Here is a 24,611-nt window from a genome sequence, read left to right on the forward strand (position 1 = left end):
GTTCCTGATGGGCTGGAACAACCCGCCGGTTCGATGGAAGGAGCTGGAACGCGCTCTTTCCGGCAAACCCGTCGAGCAGAAACCCGACGGCGGCGACGGCCCGGGGTGGTCACGCCACCGCGACCGGTACACCGCGCCGCCGGGTTTCGAGCTGCGCGTGGACGAGCTCGCGGTCACCCGCAAGCGCGTGCCGTACGCGGAGCTGCACTGCCACTCCAACTTCAGCTGGCTCGACGGCGCGAGCCACCCCGAGGAGCTCGTCGAGGAGGCACAGCGGCTCAAGCTCGACGCCATCGCGATCACCGACCACGACGGCATGTACGGCGTGGTCCGCTTCGCCGAGGCCGCGAAGGAGCTCGGGATGCACACGGTGTTCGGTGCCGAGCTCAGCATCGGGCTCCGCAAGCCCGCCAACGGCGAACCGGATCCCGAGGGCGACCACCTGCTCCTCCTCGCGCGCCAGCAGGAGGGGTACCACCGGCTGTGCCGCACGCTCACCACCGGCCACCTCCACGACGACGCGGAGAAGGGCAAACCCGTCTACGACCTCGACCAGATCGTCGAGGACACCAAGGGCGAGGTCGTGGTGCTGACGGGCTGCCGCAAGGGAACCGTCCGCAGAGCACTGACCAGAGAGGGACCGGAGGCGGCGTACCGGGAGATCGTGCGGCTCACCGACCTGTTCGGCTCTGGGCGCGTCTACGTCGAGCTGACCGACCACGGACTGCCGGAGGACAGCAGGCGCAACGACCTGCTCTTCGCGATGGCGCAGCAGCTCAAACTCCCCGTGGTGGCGACGAATGCCGTGCACTACGCCACCGCGAACCGCGGCAGGCTCGCCGCCGCCATGGCCGCCGTGCGCGCCAGGAGCAGCCTCGACGACATGGCGGGCTGGTTGCCGCCGTCGCCCGCCGCGTTCCTGCGCAGCGGAGAGGAGATGTGGCATCGGTTCCGGCGTTTCCCCGGCGCCGTGCACAACGCCGCGTTGCTCGGCATGCAGCTGGCGTTCGACCTGAGGCTGGTCGCGCCGAAGCTGCCGCCGTTCGACGTGCCGCCAGGCCACACCGAGAGCACCTGGCTGCGCAAGCTCACCTACGAGGGCGCGCGAAGCAGGTACGACGACGACAACGAGAAGGCGTTCCGGCAGATCGAGCACGAGCTGAAGATCATCGAAGAGCTCGGTTTCCCCGGCTACTTCCTGGTCGTGCAGGACATCGTGAACTTCTGCAAGCGCAACGACATCCTCTGCCAGGGCAGGGGTTCCGCCGCCAACTCCGCGGTGTGCTTCGCGCTCGGCATCACCAACGTCGACGCGGTCCGCTTCGACCTGCTCTTCGAACGCTTCCTCGCCCCCGCCCGCGACGGCCCTCCCGACATCGACGTCGACATCGAGTCCGACCGCCGCGAGGAGGTGATCCAGTACGTCTACGAGAAGTACGGCCGCCGCCACGCCGCGCAGGTCGCGAACGTCATCACCTACCGCGCCCGTTCCGCCGTGCGCGACATGGCCCGCGCCCTCGGCCACTCGCCGGGCCAGCAGGACGCGTGGAGCAAGCAGATAGACAGGTGGGGACCGCTCAGCACCACCACCGACGACTGCGACATCCCGCGTCCGGTGCTGGAACTGTCCGCGCAGCTGGAGAACTTCCCGCGCCACCTCGGCATCCACTCCGGCGGCATGGTGATCTGCCACCGCGCGGTCAGCGAGGTGTGCCCGGTGGAGAAGGCGCGCATGCCCAACCGCACGGTGCTGCAGTGGGACAAGGACGACTGCGCGTCCATCGGCCTGGTGAAGTTCGACCTGCTGGGCCTCGGCATGCTCTCGGCCCTGCACTACGCCATCGACCTCGTGCGCGACCACGAGGGCGTCGACGTGGACATGGGCCGCATCGACCTCACCGACCAACGTGTCTACGAGATGCTGCAGAAAGCCGACTCCGTGGGCGTCTTCCAGGTGGAGAGCCGCGCGCAGATGGCGACGTTGCCGCGTCTGAAGCCGCGCACGTTCTACGACCTCGTCGTCGAGGTGGCCCTGATCAGGCCCGGCCCGATCCAGGGCGGCTCGGTGCACCCGTACATCAGGCGCCGCAACGAGACCGAGAAGTGGGACTACGACCACCCGCTGCTGGAGAACGCGCTCAGGAAGACCTACGGGGTGCCGCTGTTCCAGGAACAGCTCATGCAGATCGCGGTCGACGTGGCCGGCTTCACCGCCGCCGAGGCCGACGAACTGCGCAGGGCCATGGGCGCCAAGCGTTCGACCGCCCGCATGGAACGCCTGCGTGACCGCTTCTACGAGGGCTGCACGGCGAACGGCATCGGCGAGGAACTGGCCGGCCGCATCTACGCCAAGCTGCTGGCGTTCGCGAACTTCGGCTTCCCGGAGTCGCACGCGCTGTCGTTCGCGCATCTGGTGTTCGTGAGCGCGTGGTTCAAGCTCCACTACCCGGCGGCGTTCTGCGCGGCCCTGCTCCGCGCCCAGCCGATGGGCTTCTACTCGCCGCAGTCCCTGGTGGCCGACGCCCGCCGCCACGGCGTCACCGTGCACGGTCCGTGCGTGAACTCGTCACTGCCGTACGCGGGCCTGGAACCCTTCGAGGGTGCCAACGCCGTCCGCATCGGACTGGAGGCGGTGCGCGGGATCGGCACCGCGGACGCTGAGCGGATCGTTGCGGCACAACCGTTCCGCGACATGGAGGACTTCGGCTCGCGGGTGCAGCTCACCACCGCCCAGGTGGAGGCACTGGCCACCGCCGGTGCCTTCTCCTGCTTCGGCCTCGAACGCCGTGAGGCGTTGTGGGCGGCGGGCGCGGTGGCCGCGATCCGGCCGGATCGCTTGCCGGGCACCACGGTCGGGGTGGACGCGCCCTCGTTGCCGGGCATGGACGACGTCGAGCTGGCGGTGGCGGACGTGTGGGCCACGGGCCTGTCGCCGGACAGCTTCCCGACCCAGTTCGTGCGGTCCACGTTGGACTCCATGGGTGCGTTGCCCACCGCCGCGCTGTCCTCGGTCGAGCCGGGGACTCGGGTCCTCGTCGGTGGCGCGGTGACCCATCGGCAACGGCCGGCGACGGCGGGCGGGGTCACGTTCCTCAACCTCGAGGACGAGACGGGGATGGTGAACGTCGTGTGCTCGCCTGGGCTTTGGGCGCGGTATCGACGAGTGGCGCGCAGCAGCGGGGCGATGCTCGTGCGGGGTGTGGTCGAGTCGGCCGAGGGTGTGGTCAGCCTGATGGCGGACCGGTTGCAGCACCTCGACCTGCGCATCCCGTCGAAGTCACGCGACTTCCGCTGATCCTGAAGCGGGTGGCCGGGCTCGCCGAGGCGCTGACCGGCACGGAGTCCGCCGGCACCGCGGACGAACTCGGTCCGCACTGGGAGAGCACCTCCGACCGGTGGGCCAAGGGCATGGATTCCTACGCTGCCGCACTGATCGCGTCGGCCACCACCTACGAGGCACAGGACGAAACCGCTGAACACGGGCTCGGCAGGATGCGGGGCTGCTGATGGTCACCTGGGCTGACGTCCGGCAGTGGCAGCCGGATGTATCGGGCAGGTCGGTGATCACCTGGCCGCGCAGAACAGGCAGGTGGTCGGTCTCCAGGACGAGCTCGACGCAGCATCGCCCGTCGGCTGGACCGGCAACGCGGCGGAAGTGGCGGCCAAGGACCTCCGCCTCCGTAGTCAGGAGCTCGAGGAGCTCGCCGCGCGGCTGTCAGCAGCGGTGAAGGTCATCGACTGATCCGTGCGGCCGCTATCGACACCGAGCTGAACCCGGTGCTCAGACGCATCCTGTCCAGCGAGATCGTGCGGATGGCGGGCCTCGGTCAGTCGCCGCGCTCGGTGACGGTAAGTACCGCGCGGACGTGGTCCTGCGAGCGCAGGACGGCGCCATCACCATGACCAACCCGGACGGAAGTTCCGCCGGCGGGTGACGCCACGAGGGCATGGCCGAGGATGCAGGATTCGAACCTGCGCGGCGCCCGCGCCGACCACCGTTTTCGAGACGGATGCCTTACCGGGCTCGGTCAATCCTCCAAGTGCTGCGTGGCTCCCCGGGGAGTCGAACCCCGTCCTCCGGATCTTCACCCCGGTGCTCTGCCAGTTGAGCTGAAGAGCCTGGTGCGCCCCGATGGAGCGCCAGTCGGATGCCCGCGAGTCGAACGCGGTGTGTCCTCATCCCAAATGAGGCGGGTTGCCGTCTCCCTCGCATCCGTTGGTGCGCCCAGGCCGGCCTGGGCGACTGCGCTCACGACGGGACTCGAACCCGCGAATCGCCGCATCGACAATGCGGTGCCCTAGCCGCTGGGCCACGTGAGCTTCGTACCCCTGCCAGGAGTCGAACCTGGACTTCGGCGTTCGTAGCGCCGCGCTCTTTCCATTGAGCTACAAGGGTGCGGTGAAGCGGAAAAAGAAATGTGTGCGCGGAATTAAGAAAGCCGCCCCGATCGGTTTCCCGATGGGGCGGCTCCCTTGGTCACGACCTGGATCTCAAGTCACGGCAGGGAGCCATTTTCGCAGGTGAACGACGCGAACGGGCGTCGTGAGCCGCGATCGTCAGACGGTCGCGCGTCAGCGAAAGCAGCACTGTCAAAGCGCTCCACTCGCATCTGCTGGCTCGTCATGACGTTCCCCTTCGGCTTGATGATGGGCCAAGTATTACGGGCGCACACGGCGTGCGTCAATCATTTTTAAGGGCGTTCGTAAGTCATGAACGAAACGCCGCTCTCGAACAGGCGCGCGTCGGTGCGCTTGAACCGCGTGATGTCGGCCTTCCCGTCGAACAGCTGGATCCCGCGGCCGAACACGACCGGGTGGATCTTGAGGAGCAACTTGTCGATCAACGGCAGCAGTTCGGCGGCCAGCTTGCCTCCGCCGCACAGCCAGATGTCGAGGCCGTCCTCTTCCTTCAGCTCCCGCACGCGGCCGGCGACGTTCTCGCGGATGAGCTCGACGTCGTCCGGTGTGTCGAGCTCCTGCGACGTCACCACGAACTGCCGCAGGTGGGCGTAGGGCGAGGCGAGTCCGCCCGGCACCTGGTAGGTGTTGCGCCCCATGAGCACCGTGTCGAAGTTCGGGTTCGGTGCGTCCAGCAGGCCCAGTGCCTCCCGGAACTGGGTGGGCAGCGTGTCCGGGTACTCGGCGTTGATGCCGGCCATGTGGTCGCCTTCGAAGATGAACCCGTCGAAGGTCCCGTCCTCGGCCGCGATGAACCCGTCCAGCGTCACTGCCACGTAGTAGACGAGCTTTCGCATACAGATCAAATCCCCTCAGTGTTCGATTGCCGCTGCTCCGCAGACGGCGGCGAGTTCGTCTGGAAGTCGGCCGCCATGAACTCGCTTCAACCACGACAACTGTAGTACTATGCCTGTAGTGGTTGTCAAGGAGGAATCGTGGTCCGGAACGAAGCACGGCGAACCGCCCTGTTGGACGCGGCGATCGACGTCCTGGCGGAAGAGGGTGCGCGGGGGCTGACCTACCGCGCGATCGACGCGAAGGCCGGGGTGCCGGCGGGCACGGCCTCGAACTACTTCGCGAGCCGCGACGACCTGATGTCGGAGGTGGCGATCAGGGTGACCGAGCGGCTCATGCCGTCCGACGAGTCGATCGCGGAGTCGCTCGCGCTGCCCCGCGACAAGTCGCTGAGCGTCAAGTTCATGCACGACATCATCAAGCGGGCGGACGCCGACAAGACCAGCTACCTGGCGTTGATGGAGCTGAGGCTGGAGGCCACGCGCAGGCCGGACCTCCGCACCGCGCTCACCAGGACGATGGCAGACAACCTCGAGTTCAACATCGCGTTCAACGAGGACTCGAAGCTGCCGGGCGACCGGATGACTGTCATCCTCATGTACTTCGCGATGACGGGGCTGATCTACGAGCGGCTGACGCTGCCGGGCATCGTGGAGCCGATGGACCTCGACGAAGTCGTCGAGGTCCTCGTCGACCGCGCCATCGGCCCGAGCTAGCGACTCAGCGGGCCGCCGGTGATCGTCAGAGCCACGGCGATCACCACGATGCCCAGCGTCGAGTACAGGAATGCGTCCATGCCACGGCCGCGGATCTTGATCAGCCCGGCCTGCTCGTCGGTCACGAGGATCCGCAGGACGGCCGCCACCAGCAGCGACACGCCGAGCAGCACGGCGCCCTGCCGCCAGTGGTACTGGAAGATCCGCACCAGCCCGAGCACGCTGATCCCGAGCACCAGCGCGAACGGCAGGTGCTTCGCGGGACCCGAGCGCCAGCGCTGTTCCGGCATGAGCGCCTCTGCGTCAGACCGCTGCATGGGCGCGCTCGGCGGCTTCGACGGTGTTGGTCAGCAGCATCGCCACGGTCATCGGGCCGGCGCCGCCGGGGATCGGGGCCAGCCAGCCGGCGACCTCGCGGACGTCGGGAGCCACGTCGCCGACCAGACCGGCCTCGGTGCGGGTGATGCCGACGTCGATCACCGCCGCGCCCGGCTTGACCATGTCCTTGGTGATCAGGCCCGCGCTGCCGGCGCCCGCGATCACGATGTCCGCGCGGCGCACCTCGGCGGCGAGGTCCTTGGTGCCGGTGTGGCACAGCGTGACGGTGGCGTTCTCGCTGCGGCGGGTGAGCAGCAGGCCGATCGGGCGGCCCACGGTGACACCGCGGCCGACCACGGTGACGTTCGCGCCCGCGAGCGGCACGTCGTAGCGGCGCAGCAGCTCCACGATGCCGCGCGGCGTCGCGGGCAGCGGGGCCTCGATGCCGAGCACCAGCTTGCCCAGGTTGACCGGGTGCAGGCCGTCGCCGTCCTTGGCCGGGTCGATGCGCTCCAGGATCGGGCCGGCGTCGAGGTGCTTGGGCAGCGGCAGCTGCACGATGTAGGCGGTGACCTCGGGGTTGGCGTTCAGCTCGTCGATGACGGCCTCCAGCTCCTCCTGCGTGGTCGCCTCCGGCAGGTCGCGGCGGATCGACTTGATGCCGACCTTCTCGCACGCCCTGTGCTTGCCCTTCACGTACGAGTGCGAACCGGGGTCGTCCCCCACCAGCACGGTGGCCAGACCCACCGGCACCGGCAGCGCGGCGACCCGCGCCTTGAGGTCCTCGAACAGCGCGTTCCGGGTTTCGTTGCCGTTGAGCAGCGTCGCAGTCACGGTCTCATCTTCCCACTGGGCAGCGCGGCCACGCCCACCGACACCAGCGTCAGCACCACGCCGATCACCGTCGGCAACGCCAGGTGCCCGCTGAACGCGTCCAGCAGCACGGCCCCGACGAGCTGCCCGCACACCGCGCACAACCCGACCATCAGCACGCCGATGAACCGCACGGACACGATCGCGCCACCCACGCCGACGATGCCGAGCAGCCCGCCGAGGTAGAGCCACCACTGCGCGGGGAACTCGGCCACCCGGCGGGCGGCCACGAGGTTCACGAGCAGCAGCGCCGCGGTGCCAGTGGTGAAGTTCACCAGAATGGTGGTCACCGAGTGTCCGGCGGCCTCGCGGACCAGCCCGTTCACCGCCTGCTGCCAGCCCATCAGCAGCCCGGCGACCAGCGGCAGCACGGCGAGCCACAACGAACCGGGTGACGTGAACCGGTGCGACACGGCGACCACCACCGCGACCACGCCGACCGCCGCCCCGAGCCCTCTGGTCACCGTGAACGGCTTCGGCTCACCGGGTCCCATCCCGCTCCGGTCCACGACCAGGCTGCTCACCACCTGGCCGACGACCACCGCGACCGTGAACACCGCCACACCGATGGTCGCGATCGCGATGCCCTGCGAGGCCACCAGGAACGCGCCCGAGAGCCCGCCGACGCACTCCCACCAGCGAATCCGGCGGCTGACCAGCGACTCCCGCAACCGCGCCAGCCCGTCCCTCCCGGACTGTCGCGACAGGACCACCACGACCAGCACGAGCCACCCGCCGCCGAAGGAGATCAACGCCGCCAGGAACCCGTTCTGCAACGACTGCGCCAGGGTTCCGTTGACCCGCCCCTGGACCGCGATGGCCACTCCGCCGACCGCCGCCAGCAGGCCTCCGGTCAACTGCGCGGACCGCGACAAAGCTCCTCCAGCCGAGACGGGGGTGTTCTTGATCAGCTTTAACCGGGGAGGTCCACCGCGTTATGGTCGGGCCTCCACCGTTCGGCGCAGCGGCGGGGGACGTGTGCGATCCGGCGACTTGCAGGGGAAGATGTTGGCGTGTCCGAGCCGAAGCCGTTGAACCCTACCGAGCAGGACGCTCTGGTTAAGCAGATCGGCCTGACTCTCATGCGGGCCGCGCCGGAGGACTGGCGCAGCGTGATCGCGCAGTACCGAGCCACGGGCCGGTACTTCGAGCTGGAGGCCGAGCTGCGGCTGCAGGACGGCACTTCGCACTCCTGGGCGCCGCCGCAGGACGTGGCCTCGCTGTTCGCCCGGCTGCGGGCGGGCATGCATCGCGAGGGGCGGGGCAGCTGGACGAACGCCCGCTACCAGCTCGATCACCCGTCGAGCTACAACCTCGACTTCGACCGCGCCGAGCCGAGCTGGCAGACGCCTCCTCCGCAGCAGGCGTACTTCGACGAGATGCGGTTCTTCCCGCGCGTGGACGAGAACGTCCCCGACTGGCTGCGCCGCAGGTTGAACCCGCCGACGCCGGTGTTCCGCACCGTCCGCGTGTTCGACGGCGCCGGTCCCGGCGGCCGTCCCTCGGTCAACCGGCCACCGGTGCCGGAGCCCGAGGTCGCGCCGCTGCTCGCGTACCTGTCGAACGCGCCGGTCGCGGTCGCCGGGCGCGGCTTCGACGCCGACGTCCTGCACCCCGACTCGCCGCAGGTCGTGCCGTCCGGATTCCAGACCGACGGCGCGTGGATCTGGCCTGCGGGAGTCTCGTACTACCTGCGCAAGTACGGCGTGCCGCCGGAGCCCGAGCTGGTTGAACGCGCCAGGGCCGCCGGTTTCAGCCTGCCGGAGGTCTCCGAGGAGTCGAGGCTCGCCGCCGCCGCGAACCTCGGCGCGCCGGCCGCGCCTCCCGGCACCCAGCTGCTCGAGCCGGAGCCAGTGCCGGAGCCGGAACCCCAGCCTCAGTCCGACGCGACGATGTACGTGGCGCAGCCGAAGTTCGAGGACGAGGAGGGGCCGGAGGAGTACGACTTCGAGCCGCTGGTGCCCGAACCGCAGGCCGCCGAGGTCACCACCGAGCAGCCGCAGGTCGAGGACGAGCAGGAGTCCGGCGGCGTCGGCCCCACGGTCGCGGTGCCGGTGCAGCCCGGAGACGGTCCGCCCTATCGGGTGGTCTTCGACTCCGACGGTGTGCCCGACCACGTCGACGAGCGGCGCCTGCGCGACACCTACGGCGCCGGCATGGACCTCTTCGCCCCGCACGCGAGCGAGACCGAGGAACCCGAGCCCGTCGCGGAGATCGTCGCCGACGAACCGAACGAAACGGACCTCGGCCACGAAGACGACGCCGTGGACGTTGGCGACGAACCCGAGATCCCGACCGCGGGCCCGGACGAGCCGGAGCTCCTCACGCACCACCGCGAGGAGGAGCGCACGGACAGCCTCGTCGCCGAGACCGAGGAACGCCCGCGCGACGTCATGCAGGACACGATGGCGTGGAGCCCGGTCCTCGACGAGCCGCTGGAGACCGCGGCCGAGGTCACCGAGGAGCACCCGGTCGTCGCGGTCGCCGAGGACGAGCCGGACCTGGCGGAGGACGAGATCGAGTCCACCGCCGCGTTCGAGCCCCAGGCCTTCGACCAGCAGCCGTTCGAACAGCAGAAGTTCGAGCAGCAGGCGTTCGAACAACAGCCCTTCGAGCCCCAGTCGTTCGAACCGGAGCCCGTCCCCGAGCCCTCGCCGGTGGCGCCTCCCGTGGTGCCGGTGCCGGTGCCCGCGCCTGCCCACGTCGAGGAGACGACCGAGTTCGACGCGGCGCTGTTCAACGAACCGGAGCCGGAACCCGAACCCGAGCCGGAACCGGTGAAACCGCCGCGCACCGTCACGCCGGAGGAGGACCGCGAGCTGGCTGGCACCCGCCGCGCGCTCGACGACCTCAACGTGCCGCACGGCGTGTACCGGATCGGCGAGCCGGCCGACCGCACCTGGACGCTGCGCCTCGACGGCGACAGCTGGGAGGTGTGCTGGTTCGACCACGGCCCGAAGAGCCCCGTGCGCTTCGACAAGGTCGAGGACGCCTCGGCGTACCTGGTCGGCAAGCTGGTGCTGGGCAACTTCCGCACGATCGTGCGGACGCCGCCCCCGCCTCCGCCGCCGCAGCGCCCGATGGCCAACGGTTTCCGCGAGGAGCCGCGCCGCCCCGTCCCGCCGCAGCGCCCGCCGATGCCTCAGCCGCAGGCACAGCAGGCTCCGCCGCTTCCGCCACCACCGCAGGCCCCGGCACCCGCACCGGTGCCCGCACCGGCACCGGTGGCTGCCGCGGTCGCGCAGGAGGAGCCGTCGAAGCGGAAGTTCCCGATCACCCCGCTCGCCGGCGAACCGCCGCTGACGCTGTTCCGTCACAAGCAGATGTTCGAGCTGCCGGCGGGCACCGAGGTCGACCGCTACGGCGACCAGAGCGGCAACCTCGTCTACGTGGCGGGCACGCCGTTCCCGGAACGCAGCCTCGTGCCGGCGTGGATCAACCGCCCGTACCGCGTGTACCGGTTGCGCCGCCCGCTCGAGGTGCTGACCGGCGTCGCGGTGCCGTGGTTCGAGCAGCCCGGTGGCGGTACCGCCTACCTGCTGCCGAAGGCGATCGAGGAGATGGTCGCGGACGGCGTCCTCGTGGAGATCACGGGCTCGGCCGACAACTGACGCCCGTCCGCGTGTGGCCAGGCCTGCGATCCTGGCCACACGCGAGCAGCGGTTTTATTTCGAGACGGCGCGGTTCTATGTTCCTCGCCGTGTTCAGATCTGGGGGACGCCGGCGTGCCGCCGTGCTCACGGCCGCCGTCGGCGCAGGAATCATCGTGCCCGCGCAACCCGCGCAGGCTGTCAACTGGATCCCGGCAGCGGCGTTTGCCACGTGCGTCACGGACGTACCGGTGTTCGCCGCACGGGACAACGGCGAGCTGTGGCTCTATCCGCACCAGGGGACCAGGTCCGGGAAACCGACCTGGGGTCAGGCGCGGCAGGTCGGCTCCGGGTGGAACGGCCGCACCATGGCCGGGCCGAGCGGGCAGGTCTACAGCGTTGAGACCGGCGGAGCGCTGAAGCGGTTCGCCTGGAACGGCACCGGCTGGGACAACGGCACCGGTTCCCTGCTCGCGCAGGGCTGGGAACGGTTCGCCACCACCGCGCGTGACCTCGTCACCGTCGACGCCGTCGGTGACATCTACCGCGTGGACGCCGACGGCACGCTGCGCCGGTTCGCGCACGACGGTGCCAAGTGGACGGTCGACGGCCAGGAGCTCGCCAAGGGCTGGGACCGCTACACCGACGAGTACGGTACGTTCCAGATCCGCGACTCGCTGTTCGCGGGGCCAGGTGGCTTCCTGCACTTCGAGTCGGCCTGGCAGGTCACGCCGGACGGTCTGCGGCTCACCACGATCATCCCGAAGGGGTAGCGCGATGATGCAGGTGCCGTCCGACGACGAGTTCGTCGACGCGTTCGGCGTCGCCCCCGAGGCCGAGGACGAGCCGTGGATCAAGGTCGTCCGGATCGAGGACGTGCTTGTCTCGTTCGACGAGCACGCCGCTTCCGTGCGGGTGCGGTGGTTCCAGGGTGACGAGCCGGTGGTCGATCTCTACCGCGAGGACGCGAACCGGCTGCGCGTGTGGTCCGGTGACGGCGAGTCGCACGTCGCCGTGGACTTCGGGGACGGGGAGATGCGCGTGCGCATCCACCCGTCCGTGCGCATCACGTCACGACACAACTAGTCCGTGGGCGGCCGCGAAAGCGATCGCCTGATCGACGTCGATGAGTGCTCCGGCGAGCTTGGCCTGCCGGAGCCCGTTCGCGTCCACCTTCGCCCCGCGCAGGTCCGCGCCCTCCAGCTTGGCGTCGAGCAGCCGCGCGCCCATCAGGTCCGCCTCGGCGAGGTCGGTGTTGCGCAGGTCGGCCTCGCTGAGGTTCGTCTCGCGGAACCGCTGCCCGTTCAGCTTCAGGTCGTACAGCGGCGCCTTCACGAACGACGCCAGCGTGAAGTCCACCTCGGTGAAGGTGATCGGCCGCAGCACGCAGTCGACGAAGTTCGAACCCATGAGGCTGCACGAGGTGAAGGTCGACCTCGTCAGCACCGTGCGGTCGAAGGTGCACTGCCGGAAAGCGGTCGCCTGGTGCTTCGACTCACCGAGGTCCGTCCGGGTGAAGTCGCAGCGGGTGAACGTGCAGCCAGAGGTCACGAGCTCGCGGAGATCGGCTTCGGTGAAGTCGCAGTCGGTGAAAGACCGCTTCTCCCAGTGCTGGCCCGGCAGGTTGGCGTCGGCGTAGTCGGCATCGAATTCCGGCGCGATCTCTTCCGAAGGGTTGTCCACTCTCACACTCTGCCACTGTCCACGTGTTGGTAACGTGCGGGACGCCGGGCGACCTGCCCGACGTCAACGAGGACCGTCATTCGGGAAGGCTCATGACCCGCACGCCCGTGAACGTCACTGTCACCGGTGCAGCCGGCCAGATCGGCTACGCACTGCTCTTCCGCATCGCTTCCGGCCACCTGCTGGGCCCGGACACCCCGGTCAACCTGCGCCTGCTGGAGATCACCCCGGCGCTGAAGGCCGCAGAGGGCACCGCGATGGAGCTCGACGACTGCGCCTTCCCGCTGCTCAAGGGCATCACGATCACCGACGACGCGAAGACCGCGTTCGACGGCGTGAACGTGGCCCTGCTCGTCGGCGCCCGCCCCCGCACGAAGGGCATGGAGCGCGGCGACCTGCTGGAGGCCAACGGCGGCATCTTCAAGCCTCAGGGCGAGGCGATCAACGCCGGCGCCGCGGACGACGTGAAGGTGCTCGTGGTCGGCAACCCGGCCAACACCAACGCCCTCATCGCCCAGCAGCACGCGCCGGACGTCCCGCGCGAGCGCTTCACCGCGATGACCCGCCTGGACCACAACCGCGCCCTGTCGCAGCTCGCCAAGAAGCTGGGCGTCGCGGTCACGGACATCAAGAACATGACGATCTGGGGCAACCACTCGGCCACCCAGTACCCGGACCTGTTCCACGCCAAGGTCGGCGACAAGACCGCCGCCGAGGCCGTGAACGACCAGGCGTGGCTCGAGAACGACTTCATCCCGACCGTCGCCAAGCGCGGTGCGGCGATCATCGAGGCCCGTGGCGCCTCCTCGGCCGCTTCGGCCGCGAACGCCGCCATCGACCACATCTACGACTGGGTCAACGGCACCGAGTGGACCTCGATGGCCATCCCGTCGGACGGCTCGTACGGCGTGCCCGAGGGCATCATCTCGTCGTTCCCGGTCAAGTGCTCCGGCGGCAGCTACGAGATCATCCAGGGCCTCGAGATCGACGAGTTCTCCCGCGCCCGCATCGACGCTTCCGTGGCCGAGCTGGTCGAGGAGCGCGACGCGGTGAAGGGCCTCGGCCTGATCTGATCCGTGGCAATGTGGGGCACGTGCGGATTCCATGGGACGTGCCCCAGCCACAGATCTCCGATGACGTGCACCCTGCGCTCGCCGATGCCGCCCGCGCGGCGTCGGCGGCGTACGGGCGCGCCCGCTCGTTGCACACGCGCCTCGAACTCCGCGAAGAAGTGGCGGACGGCGCCGACGGAACACCGACGATGCGCGTCGATCGCATCGTCGAGGACGCGGTGCTGGAGTCCATCCACCGCAACCGCGTGAACCTGCTCTCCGAGGAAGCCGGGTTCGTCGACAACGGTTCCTCGATCACCCTGGTCATCGACCCGGTCGACGGGTCGGCGAACGCCGCGTTCGGCGTTCCTCTCTCCTGCTTCGCCGGTGCGCTCGTCGAGGACGGCACGGCCAAAGAAGCGTTGACGACGTGGTTCGACACAGGCCGTGCGTGGCATGCGCGCACAGGAGTTCCGACGTCGTTCCGCACGACCGGACGTACAACTCTGGATGGCGCGTCCGTCTGCCTGATGCGTCCCAAGACCGGCACGCAGGACGCGTGGCTGCGCATCGCGAACCGCGCCGACCGCATCCGGGTGCTGTGCACGACCTGCCTGGAGACGATGCTCGTCGCAGAGGGCACCGTCGACGCCTTCATCGACCCCGGCACCGACACGCACCGGATCATGGACCTCGCGACGGCACTGGTCACCGTGCCCGCGGCGGGCGGGGTGCTGGTCGACCTGCGCGGGCGGCCGTTCACGTTCGAACCCGACCTGACCCACCGGTGGTCAGGCGTGGCGGCAGCGACTCCTCAGCTCGCCGAGGAGTTGATCAGCACGGTCCTGGGTTAGATCTCTCCGCGCGGCTCGACGATGCAGTCGGGACCGGGGAAGACCAGGCCCTCGTGGCCGTCGTTGAAGCGGACCAGATACGGCGGCTGGCCGTCGGTCCCGCGCACTTCGAGGATCTCGCCCAGACGCTCCTCGAGCCCCACTGAGCGGCTGTGGACGTGGAGCCTGTCACCAACTGTTGCGTGCATGTGCTGCGACACCTCCGGTGTGCGGCGTGAGGCATGGCGCGTTGAACGCGTTAAAGCCTAGGCCGACACCGGAGGCGCGCAACAGGGCTCAAGTGCTCATCCGCCGCAGGCCGTGGAAACCTTCTCGACGAGCGCGGCCTTCTGCGTCACCCAATCGGCTGCGGAGTTGACGTTCTGCATCCCGTTCGCGGCTTCCTCGAGCGCCTTCCTCACCTGCTCGTCGGGCGAGGAGGTCGCGAGCTTCTCCAGCTCGGCGGCCTTGGCCTTGGTGTCCTCCAGCGCCTTCTGCGGGTCGCTCATGTCCGGCGAGAAACCCACCAGCTGGATCGCGTCAGCGCACAGCTTCACCTTGTCCGCGGTGTCACTGACGCCCTGGATCGTGTCGCAGGCCGTCAGGCCACCCAACGCGATGACGGCTGCCGCCAGCGGTCCGACTAGGCGCATTCGCTCTCCTTCTGCCCGATGTGTCCGTTTGTGTTGCTTACGACTCTACCGATGTACATCCTGCGCGACCTCGCGTTGGTAGAGCTTCCGAACAACGTCGTCGATCTGCGGTTCGACCACGGCGAGATCGTGCACCTCGACCTGGCGCACCACCTGAGTGATCAACTGAGCCGCCGTCGTCTCCGCTCGTCTGAACGTGAGGTGGTGTCGCATTCCGTTGGCCTCGCTGCGCACCGCTGTCACTCCGGGGACGTCCGGCGCTGGTCCGGGTTCCCTGAGGTCGATGACGAGCTCACGCTCCGGGGTGACTTCGGCCCGCAGCTCGTCGAGCGGCCCGTCGGCGAGCACCCGGCCGTGGTCGATCACCATCAGCCGAGGGCAGAGCCGCTCGATGTCGTCCAGGTCGTGCGTGGTGAGCAGAAGCGTCGTGCCGCGGCGGGTGTTGATGTCCTTCAGGAACTCCCGCAGGCGTTCCTTCGACTCCAGGTCCAGGCCGATGGTCGGTTCGTCGAGGACGAGCAGTTCCGGGGCGTGCAGCAGTGCCGCCGTGATCTCGCCGCGCATCCGTTGCCCGAGCGACAGCTGCCGAACCGGGGTCATCAGAAGCTCCTGCAGGCCGAGGAGCTCGACGCACTCCTCGAGCCTCACCCCGTAGTCCCGCGCGGACACGCGGTAGATGGACTTCAGCAGGTCGAAGCTGTCCTTGAGCGGCAGGTCCCACCAGAGCTGGCTGCGCTGGCCGAACACGACGCCGATGCGTTTGGCGAGATCGCGTCGCTCCTTCGCCGGATCCACACCGCTGACCTGGATGTGGCCGCTGGTCGGCACCAGGATCCCGGTCAGCATCTTGATCGTCGTGGACTTGCCGGCACCGTTCGGCCCGACGTACCCGACGGCTTCCCCCGCCTCGACCCCGAACGTGACCCCGTCGACCGCGGTGACCGTCTTGTAGTTGCGCCGCAAGCCTTTGGACGTGGCGACCTTGAACTCCCTGCGGAGCTCCCTGACCTCGATCATGATCCCGTTCCCCGGTAGTGCCTGACCGCGAACCGCCACACGAGCCCGGCTGCCGCCGCAGCGAGTGCCGCGACGAGCGGTGATGTCCAGCCGACCCAGCCCGGCAGGCCGAGCGGATCCTGTTTCCCGAGCAGCGCGAGGCTCGGGTAGTACGCGACGAACGCACCCGGCACGATGTACGCCATCACCCAGCGCAGCGGCCGCGAGTAGACGTTGGTCGGGTACGACGTGAAAGCGTTGCTGCCGTAGGTGACCGCGTTGGCGAACTCGCGTCCGTCGACGATCCAGAAGCAGGTCGAACACGCGACCACCCAGACCGAGCTGTAGATGACCGCGCCCGCCACCGGTGTCGCGATGGTCAGCACGACCTTCGCCGGAGACCAGTCGATGGGGACGTTCGCCAGCGCGTAGCCCATCACCGCGAGCCCGCCGGTGATGCGCCCGATCCTGCGCAGCCGGATGTCGGAGCACATGATCTGCGGCAACGTGCCGAGCGGCCGCATCAGCAACACGTCGAAGCTGCCGGTGCGGATGTACGTCGGCAGGTTGTCGAGCTGACCGGCGAAGAGGTCCGCGACCCCGAACGCCGCGCCGGCGAACGCGTACATCAGCAGCACTTCGTTCTTGGTGAACCCGCCGAGCGCGTGGATCTGGGTGAAGAGGATCAGGATGACGAGCAGCTCGTAGCACTGCGCGATCACCTGCGTGAGGAAGTCCATCGCGAACGACGCGCGGTAGGACATCTGGCTCCGCAGCCGGGCGCCGATGAGCTTCGGGTAGATGGTGTCAGCCACCCTGCACCACCACCTTGCGCACCGCTCGCTGCAGCGCGAAGTGGCCGATGGCGAGCACGGCCGCGGCCCAGAACAGTTGGTACAGCAGGAGTTTCACCACGTTCCCGTGCCCGAGGAACACGTCGATCGGCGCCTGCAGCAACGCGGGGAACGGCGTCATCCACAGCACCTCCCGCGCCCACTCGGGGAAGAACGCGATCGGCACGGTCAGCCCGCAGAGCAGACCGGACGTGACGTTCCAGAACCCGTACAGGCCGCGGTTGTCGATCAGCCAGAACGCGCTGAGCTCCACCAGGAACCGCACCCCGAAGCTGGTGACGAGCGCGATGACCGCGCTGACCCCGAACAGCGGCCATTGGTGGGCGTGCGCGGGGAACTGGAACGGGAACAGCAGCATGCCGAACACCGCCGGCGGCGCGAGCCTCGTCAGGAACGCGTATCCGCCGCGGCCGATGTCCTCGGCGAGGAGAGCGCCCTGGAGGTGCCATGGCCGATAGAGGTCTACTACCACGTCACCGGATCGCACGCGCTCGGCGAGCTCGTTGTTCCCCCACAGCAGGACGAACCCGAGCAGCCCCTGCCCGATCCAGACGTACGTGTTGGTGGCAGCGACGTCGTAGTCCGCGATCTCGCCGTTCGCCGCCTTGAGAGCGGCGACGAGGATGGCGACCCGCAGCAGGCCGAACACCACGTTCGTGGTCATTCCGGCCAGCATCGCTTGTCGGTAGGTCGAGTACCTTCGGAATCCAGCAATGATCAAATCGGCGTGGACACGCACGTCGTTCTACGTTAGTGACCGTCGCAAGTGGATTTGTTCAACTGCCGAACGCACTGGTCACGACCTCGCCGACCTCGGGTTCGGAGCCGAGGCAGAGGAAGTAGTTGCGCGTGCCGTCCTTGAACCCGACGGCGGTGATCTCCCAGCCGGTGGTGTCGACGGTCGGCCGCGTGTTGGCCTTCATCATCGCGGGCGTGCAGACGTTCCTCACCTCGGAGGAAGCCAGCAGCTCGTCGGAGTCGACCGCGGGGATCTCGCCGGAGAGCCAGCCGCCCGCGAACGACTCCCAGTAGTGCAGGTCCGCGCAGCTGCCGACCTTCCGCGCCGTGGCGGGCATGCCGCCGATGCTGGTGACACCGCGGAAGCAGGTCGACTTGTCGACGCAGAACCCTCCCTCGCACTTCTTGAGGAACGGCGGGATGTCCTCCGCCCCACCCGGCTGCGTGGTCGCGGGGCCAGGCCCCTGCGCACCGGCCTTCTCGTTGCCGAAGAGACTCCACATCAGCGCACCCGCGCCCACCACCACGACGAGTGCGGCGGCCGCGAGGGCCGGCCAGGCCTTGCGCTTCTTCCCGGCTGACGGCGAGACGGGCAGCTGGGTGAGACCGCGCAGCTCGTCGCGGAACTGCGCCGCGCTCGGCGTGCGCAGGTTGGCGTCGGGGTGCAGCGCCCGCGCGATGGCCTCGTGCAGTGCCGGCGGCACACCGTTGACGGCGGTCACCGGCCTGCGCAGCACCTCACCGAGCTGGTCGAACGACGTGACGGGCCACGGCACCGGTCGCGGCGGCTTGCCCGCGAGCAGCGTGTAGAGCGTGGCGGCGAGCGAGTAGACGTCGGCCTGCGGCGTGGGTTCGGCCATGGCGAACGCTTCCGGCGGCGCGTAGCTGGGGCTCAGGGCGTCACGCGTGACCGTGCTGCCGCCCTGCGCGTCCAGCAGCGCCGCGAGCCCGAAGTCGGCGAGCTTCGGCGTGCCGTAGCGGTCGACGAGGATGTTGCCGGGCTTGATGTCCCGGTGCAGCACGCCTTCCGCGTGCGCGGCGCTCAGTGCGTCGGCGAGCTTGATGCCGAGATCGCGCACCTGCTCGTGCGGCAACGGCCCGCGCTGGTCGAGCTGGTCGGCGAGCGAACCACCCGTGCACAGCTCCATGACCATGTACGGCGTGCCGTGGGCGGTGATGTTCGCGTCGTGCACCCCGACGACGTGCGGATGCCCCGACAGCTTCGCCGCGGCGTGCGCCTCCCGGATGAACCGCCGCCGATCCCGCTCATCCGCGAGCACCCGGTTGTCGATCTTGACCGCGACGTCGCGGCCGAGCTGGGCCTGATGGGCGCGGTAGACGGTCGCGAACCCGCCGGCGCCCAGGGGTCTCAGGTCGGTCAGGCCGGGGATGTGGGGTGCGGTCACTCGCAGCAGCCTAGTGACGCACCCCGACAATCCCGCTCAGGCAGCGCAGTTCAGCAAACCGCTGCGCAACGCGTGGCCGTTCGTGTTGTTGTCATCCGCCCACAGCACGACCTTCTTGCCGCTGACACAGCTGGGCGAGATCGCGAACCCCTCCAGGTTCACGTTCGGCAGCCTGGCCGGCCGGTCGTACGTGGCCGTGACACGGAACTTCCCGCTGCTGATGGCCAGCGTCGTCGTGCGCCCGCTGCAGTTGTTGTCACAGGCCGCCCACAGCTTGCCTCCGTTGAACTCCAGGTCCATCACCTGGCTGTGCCCGCTCGCGAACCTGCTCAGCAGCTTGGCGTCCGTGCCCTGCAACGCGTACACGTACACCTCGCCGGTGGCCTCGAGCCCGACGAAGAACAACCCGCCACCGTGGCCGGGGTAGTCCGCGGGGTTGTAGGTCTTGCCGCTGTCGTCCTTGAAACCGTTCTGCGTGAGGAACGAGTCCGGCACCCAGGAGATGGCTTCTGGCCCGTCGTTGGGGTCGACCTCGGGCATGCCGCCGAGCTCCCACTCGGCGATCGCGTTGCCGCCGGTGCCGTACTTGAGAATCATCGGCCTGCTGACGTCACCGTTGTCGTTGTCGCGCTCGATCGCGACGAAGAGCCCGTCCGGCGTGGAGACCACGGCCTCGGCGTCCGGGTCGCCCTGCCCGTCCGCGAAGTTGAGCGACCGCTTCTGGTCGACCTTCCAGCCCGTACCGCTGGGCACGAGCCGGTAGAGCGTGGAGGGCCCGTTCTTCACCGCCCACACCACGTTCGGGTTCTCGAAGGACAGCCCGCTGAGGTTGGTCCCGAACACGTTCGTGCCGTCGGCGGTCCTCGTCGCGGAGTCTCCCGGCCACGTGGTGGCAGCCCCGGCGGAAGCGCCCGACAGGCCGAACGCGATGATCGCGAACACGCCAATTGCCTTGATGCGCAACGAAACGCCCTTTCTCCCCCGAGGCGCGCGACCGCACCTCGTCGAGCTGGCGGCGTTCGTCCAGTGGACCAGAAGGGTTCCGAAGGCGCTACTTGCCCTTGGCCGCGGCCTTGGCTGCCTTCTTGAAGTCCCGCACCTCGAGCAACGACTTCTGGTCCGTCACGTCAGCGACGCTACGTCGGCTTCCGTCCTCGCCGTAGTGCCCGGCGGCCTCACGCCACCCGTCCGGCGTGACGCCGAACTGCTTGCCCAAAAGGGCCAGGAAGATCTTCGCCTTCTGGTCCCCGAACCCCGGCAACGCCTTGAGCCGCTTGAACACCGCGGCCCCGTCCCCGTCGGCCCAGATCCGCGTGACGTCCCCGTCGTAGTGCTCGACGACGTACTGCGACAGCGCCTGCACCCGCTTGGCCATCGAACCGGGGAACCGGTGCACGGCGGGCGGGGTGGCCATGATCGTGGCGAAGGCCTCCGGGTCGGCCTCGGCGATGCGGTGCACGTCCAGGCCGTCCATGCGGTCGGCGAGGACCTTGGGGCCGGAGAAGGCCTTCTCCATCGAGATCTGCTGGTCGAGCAGCATGCCGAGCAACAACGCGAACCGGTCTTCTGCCAGGAGGGCGTCGGCTTCGGGGTTCTGCGCGAGGCACACCGTGCGGGTCATGGCGGCAATCCTGACACGTGCGCCGGATGGGGGCGCGCCACGGGCCACGTGTTCCAGGGCGGATGCTGGAGCGGAAAGGCAACGGGTTACGCATTCACACGTGAAGTGGCCGCCCGCGGAAAATGTGCGGGCGGCCACTTCACGTGCACCTCAGATTATTAGTTGGCCTGGTAGAGCGTGAACAGCTGGTTGTTCAGGTCCGCGCAGTCCCACTGCAGGAATCCGGTGCCATTGACGGTGTTGCGGTTGTCGAGGTCGAGGCACTTGCCCGTGGCGCGGTTCTTGAACATGACGGGCCAGTCGTGGGTCGCCGGGTCGGCGCCTGCGGGCAGCACGACCTCCCACTGCTGGTTCGAACCGTTGTGGCAGTTCCACTGGATCACGTGGGCGCCGTTGGCGGTGGAGCCGTTGGCCAGGTCGAGGCACTTGCCGGAGTTGGCGTTCACGAACATCGCGGCGCCGTACGGGGTGCCGGTGCCCGCGACCCAGATCGGGGCCCACTTCTGGTTGTTCGTGCCGTAGCAGTCGAACAGGATGACGCGGGCGCCGTTGTCGACGGAGTTCCACGCCACGTCGGCGCAGCGCGGGTCGCCGCCGACGTAGCTGGGGTCGGTCGTCCTCGGGACGATGTAGGTCCACTCGGCCTCGCCGGCCGCTGCGGCCTGCATCTGCGCGCCCGTCTTGGGGATCTCGTACGGCTCGAGCTTCGGCGCGGCCGAGGACGGCGAGATCGCGAGCGACATGAGAGCGGCGCCGGCCGCAATGGCAATGGAAACTCTGCGAATGACGTTCTTCACTTCAATCCCCCATGATTAATCTGATGAAGACAGCATGGGAGAGCGCCCTCGACTTCAAACTGCTCCCCCCAGTTGGCGAACCCAATCTTTCAGGCCGTCAGTCGCCCGTCAAGAGGTAATTCGTCTCAACTCGGAGATGCATTCGTACGGAGGCGAAACAAGTCACGCGCCGGCGACTCGGACTTCGGAGACCACCTGCCGCACCAGAAGGCGCAGCGCCTCGCGGTCGACCGTGGCCGGGTCGTCGGCCAGCCAGTCGCCGATCTCGCGCACGAACTGGTCCGGGGTCATCGGCGGGACCTCGAAGTCGAGGTCGTCGTCGCACGTGATCTCGCCGGCCCGGCTCGGGTAGACGATCATCGCCCCGCGGATCTCCAGCCACGGCAGGATTTCGGCGAAGCGCTCCACGCCCTCGATCAGCTGCGAGCCGCCGCCGCGGAACGGGTGGCCGTTGCGCCAGAGCTCGCCGTCCTCGTCGCAGTAGTAGTGGCCGGGCAGCCACGACTTCGACTCGATGAGGACGAGGCGGCGCCCGCACAGCAGCGCGTGGTCGATGTCGGTGAAGACCGAGCCGGGCCAGGCGAGGCCGTGGAAGATGCGCACGCCCGGTAGCTGCGTCATGTACTCGGTCAGCAGTCCGGCGGTCAGCCGTTCGCGTCTGTTTTCACCCGGACGGCCGAAGATGGTGTTCCCGTCGTACTCACCGGCGAACGCCCGTTCGGCCCTCGTGGTGGCGATGTAGCGGCGCACCAGTCGGAACGCCGCGTAACCGGCGCCCGCCACGAGGGGGAGCCAGACGGCCAGCAGCAGCGGGGACAACGGCAGCGCCAGCGGGATCAGCAGAACGAACCACCCGCCGATCGCGGCCGCCGCGGGGGCGTGTCCGACGCGCGTGGCGGGCACGTAGCGGACGCGCTGACCCAGGTCGATGCGGTTCCACCAGTCCATCGAGCCGAGGTCGACGCGGGGGCGTGGTGCCATGTAGTTCGGGTCGTCGCCGAAGTCGCGCAACCTGCCAGTACGGCCGGTTCGGCGAGGTCGCGGGCGTGCCTGCGGGCGCACCACGGGTGGCGGCGGTGCGGCCGGGCGGTCGTAGTCGGCGCGCCTGACCGGGTCCTTCAGCGTCTCGTAGGCCTCCTGGAGCATGCGGAAGCCGCCAGACGTCCCACCCGCGTCGGGGTGCATGACCTTGGCGAGGGAGCGGTACGCGGACTTGATCTCCGCGGCGCTGGCTCCCCGGCTCACACCGAGCAACTCGTAGTAGTCGATCCCTGGCACGACACCGTCCAGTCCGAGGTTGGTGCATGAACCTTATTGGGTCCAACACTTTCGCAGGGCATACGGCCCGGCATTCGCCGACTAGTGTGGGTGCAGCGGTGGCGATGGGGCCTGTAGCGCAGTGGTCGACGCGCCCTCCGGGACGGAGGGAGAACGCCGGTTCGAATCCGGCCGGTCCCGCTCAGCCGACGGGTTGCCTCCTTCCCTCCTCCTCGTACGTCTCGGTCGTGTTCCCGGTTCACCATTGACGGCAGTGGTCTAGTCCACTTAGCTTGAGGTGAGCGCCGCCGCGCCGTCACCCATCGAGGAGACCGCTATGTTCAGGCGCAGAATCATCGCGGCGGCATCGGCACTTCTGATCGCGGCAACGCTGGCCGCACCGGCATCGCAGGCGCGGGAGGAGGCCGGCGCGCAGGCGATCGCCAACCGCGTCGTCGGCTACTTCGTGCAGTGGGGTGTCTACCAGCGCAACTACCACGTCAAGAACATCCGCACGTCCGGCTCGTCCAGCAAGCTGACGCACATCAACTACGCGTTCGGCAACGTCTCCGGCGGCCGCTGCGTCCTCGGCGACGCCTATGCCGACTACGACAAGTTCTACGACGCGGCGTCCTCTGTGGACGGTACGTCGGACACCTGGGACGCGGGTGCGTTGCGCGGCAACTTCAACCAGCTGCGGAAGCTGAAGAAGCTGCACCCGAACCTCAAGGTCCTGTTCTCGTTCGGCGGCTGGACCTGGTCCGGCGGCTTCCCGGCGGCGGCTAGTAGCCCGAGCGCGGCGGCGGCGTTCGCGGACTCCTGCTACAAGCTCGTCGAGGACCCACGCTGGGCCGACGTGTTCGACGGCATCGACATCGACTGGGAGTACCCCAACGCGTGCGGACTCACCTGTGACACCAGCGGTTTCAGCTCGTTCAAGACGCTGATGCAGGCCGTGCGGGCCCGCTTCGGCTCCGGCAACCTCGTGACCGCCGCGATCACCGCCGACGCCTCGACCGGCGGCAAGATCGACAAGGCGGACTACGCGGGTGCCGCGCAGTACGTGAACTGGTACAACCCGATGACTTACGACTTCTTCGGCGCCTGGGCCGCCCAGGGCCCGACCGCGCCGCACTCCCCGCTGACCAGCTACCCCGGCATCCCGCAGCAGGGCTTCAACACCGACGCCGCGATCCAGAAGCTCAAGAGCAAGGGCATTCCCGCCAGCAAGATGTTGCTGGGCCTCGGTTTCTACGGCCGCGGCTGGACCGGCGTCACCCAGTCCGCACCCGGCGGCACGGCGACCGGCGCCGCACCCGGCACCTACGAGGCCGGCATCGAGGACTACAAGGTGCTCAAGACTCGTTGTCCGGCCAACGGAACCGTCGCGGGCACCGCGTACGCCAAGTGCGGCAGCCAGTGGTGGAGCTACGACACCCCGGCCACGGTCCGCAGCAAGATCTCGTGGGCCAGCGGCCAGAACATGGGTGGCGTCTTCTTCTGGGAGCTCTCCGGTGACACGTCCAACGGCGAGCTGATCAGCGCGATCCGTTCCGGTATCGGCTGATAGAACCGCCACCGAAGGCGCAGGATGTTCGGGTGGACGCACTCGAACACCTGCGCCGCCTCTGCCTGGCGCTGCCAGAGGTGACCGAACGCCTGAGTCACGGCGAGCCGACCTGGTTCGTCCGCGGCAGGAAGACCTTCGTGATGTTCGCGAACCAGCACCACGACGACCGCGTGGCGTTCTGGTGCGCGGCGGGTCCGGACGTCCAGGAGACCCTCGTCGCCCAGGCACCGGACCGCTACTTCCGCCCGCCCTACGTGGGCCACCGCGGCTGGCTCGGCGTGTACCTCGACGTCGAGGTCGACTGGGACGTCGTCGCGGACGTGGTCGAGGACGCCTATCGGGTGATTGCCCCGAAGACGCTGGTCGCGCAACTCGACGCCTCAAGTTGCCGGCCTGACTGA

Annotated in this window: 26 protein-coding genes and 5 tRNA genes; 12 read left to right on the forward strand and 19 right to left on the reverse strand. The window is 68.8% G+C overall.

The annotated features are described in order from the left end of the window. Window positions 1-7: 7 nt before the first annotated feature. The 3 genes from C8D87_RS13240 to C8D87_RS13250 are packed head-to-tail and all read left to right on the forward strand — an operon-like array spanning window position 8 to window position 3,742. Window positions 8-3,295, forward strand: a complete 3,288-nt coding sequence (locus tag C8D87_RS13240; protein ID WP_112226812.1) for an error-prone DNA polymerase — start codon at window positions 8-10, stop codon at window positions 3,293-3,295. An 11-nt stretch (window positions 3,296-3,306) separates the two neighbouring features. Next, entirely contained in the window at window positions 3,307-3,507 is a 201-nt protein-coding gene (locus C8D87_RS13245; RefSeq protein WP_112226813.1) for a hypothetical protein, read from the forward strand. Window positions 3,508-3,532: 25 nt separating this feature from the next. Next, window positions 3,533-3,742: a hypothetical protein gene (locus tag C8D87_RS13250; protein ID WP_233442069.1), complete on the forward strand. Its 210-nt coding sequence runs from the start codon at window positions 3,533-3,535 to the stop codon at window positions 3,740-3,742. Window positions 3,743-3,948: 206 nt separating this feature from the next. Here the strand turns inward: C8D87_RS13250 and C8D87_RS13255 are convergent. The 5 genes from C8D87_RS13255 to C8D87_RS13275 form a co-directional block, all read right to left on the reverse strand. Next, window positions 3,949-4,038 (reverse strand) — tRNA-Ser (locus tag C8D87_RS13255). 10 nt (window positions 4,039-4,048) lie between these two features. Further along, window positions 4,049-4,120: transfer RNA gene (locus C8D87_RS13260), tRNA-Phe, on the reverse strand. 126 nt (window positions 4,121-4,246) lie between these two features. Next, window positions 4,247-4,320 (reverse strand) — tRNA-Asp (locus tag C8D87_RS13265). Window positions 4,321-4,324: 4 nt separating this feature from the next. Continuing rightward, a tRNA-Arg gene (locus C8D87_RS13270) sits at window positions 4,325-4,396 on the reverse strand. A gap of 295 nt (window positions 4,397-4,691) precedes the next feature. Further along, on the reverse strand, window positions 4,692-5,255 hold the full coding sequence (locus tag C8D87_RS13275) for a dihydrofolate reductase family protein (protein ID WP_112226814.1): 564 nt from the start codon (window positions 5,253-5,255) through the stop codon (window positions 4,692-4,694). A 138-nt stretch (window positions 5,256-5,393) separates the two neighbouring features. On the opposite strand from C8D87_RS13275, the gene C8D87_RS13280 reads away from it, so the two are divergent. Continuing rightward, on the forward strand, window positions 5,394-5,969 hold the full coding sequence (locus tag C8D87_RS13280) for a TetR/AcrR family transcriptional regulator (protein ID WP_112226815.1): 576 nt from the start codon (window positions 5,394-5,396) through the stop codon (window positions 5,967-5,969). On the opposite strand, the gene C8D87_RS13285 is transcribed toward C8D87_RS13280, so the two are convergent. From C8D87_RS13285 to C8D87_RS13295, 3 genes are read right to left on the reverse strand one after another with little or no spacing between them, the layout of a single operon-like run. Further along, window positions 5,966-6,259, reverse strand: coding sequence for a DUF3017 domain-containing protein (locus tag C8D87_RS13285; protein WP_109639332.1), 294 nt, complete (start codon window positions 6,257-6,259; stop codon window positions 5,966-5,968). The genes C8D87_RS13280 and C8D87_RS13285 overlap by 4 nt on opposite strands. Before the next feature lie 13 nt (window positions 6,260-6,272). Further along, window positions 6,273-7,121: a bifunctional methylenetetrahydrofolate dehydrogenase/methenyltetrahydrofolate cyclohydrolase gene (locus C8D87_RS13290; RefSeq protein WP_112226816.1), complete on the reverse strand. Its 849-nt coding sequence runs from the start codon at window positions 7,119-7,121 to the stop codon at window positions 6,273-6,275. Then, window positions 7,118-8,035, reverse strand: a complete 918-nt coding sequence (locus C8D87_RS13295; RefSeq protein ID WP_112226817.1) for a DMT family transporter — start codon at window positions 8,033-8,035, stop codon at window positions 7,118-7,120. The genes C8D87_RS13290 and C8D87_RS13295 overlap by 4 nt, the downstream gene beginning before the upstream one ends. Before the next feature lie 138 nt (window positions 8,036-8,173). On the opposite strand from C8D87_RS13295, the gene C8D87_RS13300 reads away from it, so the two are divergent. The 3 genes from C8D87_RS13300 (at window position 8,174) to C8D87_RS13310 (ending at window position 11,836) form a co-directional block, all read left to right on the forward strand. Beyond that, window positions 8,174-10,771, forward strand: coding sequence for a TNT domain-containing protein (locus tag C8D87_RS13300; protein ID WP_112226818.1), 2,598 nt, complete (start codon window positions 8,174-8,176; stop codon window positions 10,769-10,771). An 89-nt stretch (window positions 10,772-10,860) separates the two neighbouring features. Then, a complete protein-coding gene (locus C8D87_RS13305) occupies window positions 10,861-11,523 on the forward strand; it encodes a tachylectin-related carbohydrate-binding protein (protein ID WP_170166406.1) in 663 nt (220 codons plus the stop codon). Between the two features lie 4 nt (window positions 11,524-11,527). Next, window positions 11,528-11,836: a hypothetical protein gene (locus C8D87_RS13310; RefSeq protein ID WP_109639056.1), complete on the forward strand. Its 309-nt coding sequence runs from the start codon at window positions 11,528-11,530 to the stop codon at window positions 11,834-11,836. Here the strand turns inward: C8D87_RS13310 and C8D87_RS13315 are convergent. Next, window positions 11,822-12,433, reverse strand: a complete 612-nt coding sequence (locus tag C8D87_RS13315) for a pentapeptide repeat-containing protein (protein ID WP_233442070.1) — start codon at window positions 12,431-12,433, stop codon at window positions 11,822-11,824. The two genes, C8D87_RS13310 and C8D87_RS13315, sit on opposite strands and share 15 nt — an antisense overlap. A gap of 92 nt (window positions 12,434-12,525) precedes the next feature. Here C8D87_RS13315 and C8D87_RS13320 point away from each other — a divergent pair, with 92 nt between their 5' ends. Together C8D87_RS13320 and C8D87_RS13325 are read left to right on the forward strand one after the other, a co-directional pair. Then, window positions 12,526-13,506 (forward strand): malate dehydrogenase, encoded by a 981-nt coding sequence (locus C8D87_RS13320; protein ID WP_109639058.1) that lies wholly within the window; start codon window positions 12,526-12,528, stop codon window positions 13,504-13,506. A 20-nt stretch (window positions 13,507-13,526) separates the two neighbouring features. Beyond that, window positions 13,527-14,339, forward strand: coding sequence for an inositol monophosphatase family protein (locus C8D87_RS13325; RefSeq protein ID WP_233442071.1), 813 nt, complete (start codon window positions 13,527-13,529; stop codon window positions 14,337-14,339). Here the strand turns inward: C8D87_RS13325 and C8D87_RS13330 are convergent. The 10 genes from C8D87_RS13330 to C8D87_RS13375 form a co-directional block, all read right to left on the reverse strand. Continuing rightward, entirely contained in the window at window positions 14,336-14,527 is a 192-nt protein-coding gene (locus C8D87_RS13330) for a DUF1918 domain-containing protein (RefSeq protein WP_109639060.1), read from the reverse strand. The genes C8D87_RS13325 and C8D87_RS13330 overlap by 4 nt on opposite strands. Window positions 14,528-14,623: 96 nt before the next feature. Then, the gene (locus C8D87_RS13335) at window positions 14,624-14,971 is read right to left on the reverse strand and encodes a hypothetical protein (RefSeq protein ID WP_112226821.1); all 348 of its coding nucleotides are present in this window, start codon (window positions 14,969-14,971) and stop codon (window positions 14,624-14,626) included. Window positions 14,972-15,016: 45 nt separating this feature from the next. Further along, window positions 15,017-15,988, reverse strand: coding sequence for an ABC transporter ATP-binding protein (locus tag C8D87_RS13340; RefSeq protein WP_112226822.1), 972 nt, complete (start codon window positions 15,986-15,988; stop codon window positions 15,017-15,019). Continuing rightward, entirely contained in the window at window positions 15,985-16,782 is a 798-nt protein-coding gene (locus C8D87_RS13345) for an ABC transporter permease (protein ID WP_112226823.1), read from the reverse strand. Before C8D87_RS13345 ends, C8D87_RS13340 begins: the two co-directional genes overlap by 4 nt. Then, entirely contained in the window at window positions 16,775-17,485 is a 711-nt protein-coding gene (locus C8D87_RS13350; RefSeq protein WP_233442072.1) for an ABC transporter permease, read from the reverse strand. Before C8D87_RS13350 ends, C8D87_RS13345 begins: the two co-directional genes overlap by 8 nt. 112 nt (window positions 17,486-17,597) lie before the next feature. Further along, entirely contained in the window at window positions 17,598-18,965 is a 1,368-nt protein-coding gene (locus C8D87_RS13355; protein WP_215732297.1) for a serine/threonine-protein kinase, read from the reverse strand. Between the two features lie 36 nt (window positions 18,966-19,001). Next, entirely contained in the window at window positions 19,002-19,928 is a 927-nt protein-coding gene (locus C8D87_RS13360) for an esterase-like activity of phytase family protein (protein WP_233442073.1), read from the reverse strand. Between the two features lie 88 nt (window positions 19,929-20,016). Next, window positions 20,017-20,586 carry an HhH-GPD-type base excision DNA repair protein gene (locus C8D87_RS13365; protein WP_112226825.1) on the reverse strand — a complete coding sequence of 190 codons (570 nt, stop codon included), beginning with the start codon at window positions 20,584-20,586 and terminating at the stop codon, window positions 20,017-20,019. A gap of 158 nt (window positions 20,587-20,744) precedes the next feature. Beyond that, complete coding sequence (locus C8D87_RS13370; protein ID WP_112226826.1) at window positions 20,745-21,383, reverse strand: RICIN domain-containing protein; 639 nt, start codon at window positions 21,381-21,383, stop codon at window positions 20,745-20,747. A 162-nt stretch (window positions 21,384-21,545) separates the two neighbouring features. Then, a complete protein-coding gene (locus C8D87_RS13375) occupies window positions 21,546-22,661 on the reverse strand; it encodes a J domain-containing protein (protein ID WP_109639068.1) in 1,116 nt (371 codons plus the stop codon). Window positions 22,662-22,767: 106 nt separating this feature from the next. Between C8D87_RS13375 and C8D87_RS45855 the strand changes: the two genes are divergently transcribed. From C8D87_RS45855 to C8D87_RS13385, 3 genes are all read left to right on the forward strand, one after another. Then, window positions 22,768-22,841: transfer RNA gene (locus tag C8D87_RS45855), tRNA-Pro, on the forward strand. A gap of 136 nt (window positions 22,842-22,977) precedes the next feature. Beyond that, complete coding sequence (locus tag C8D87_RS13380) at window positions 22,978-24,207, forward strand: glycoside hydrolase family 18 protein (RefSeq protein WP_109639069.1); 1,230 nt, start codon at window positions 22,978-22,980, stop codon at window positions 24,205-24,207. Window positions 24,208-24,239: 32 nt separating this feature from the next. Further along, a complete protein-coding gene (locus tag C8D87_RS13385) occupies window positions 24,240-24,611 on the forward strand; it encodes an MmcQ/YjbR family DNA-binding protein (RefSeq protein ID WP_112226827.1) in 372 nt (123 codons plus the stop codon).

Origin of the sequence: Lentzea atacamensis (genome assembly GCF_003269295.1) — a bacterium.
Lineage (GTDB): Bacteria > Actinomycetota > Actinomycetes > Mycobacteriales > Pseudonocardiaceae > Lentzea > Lentzea atacamensis.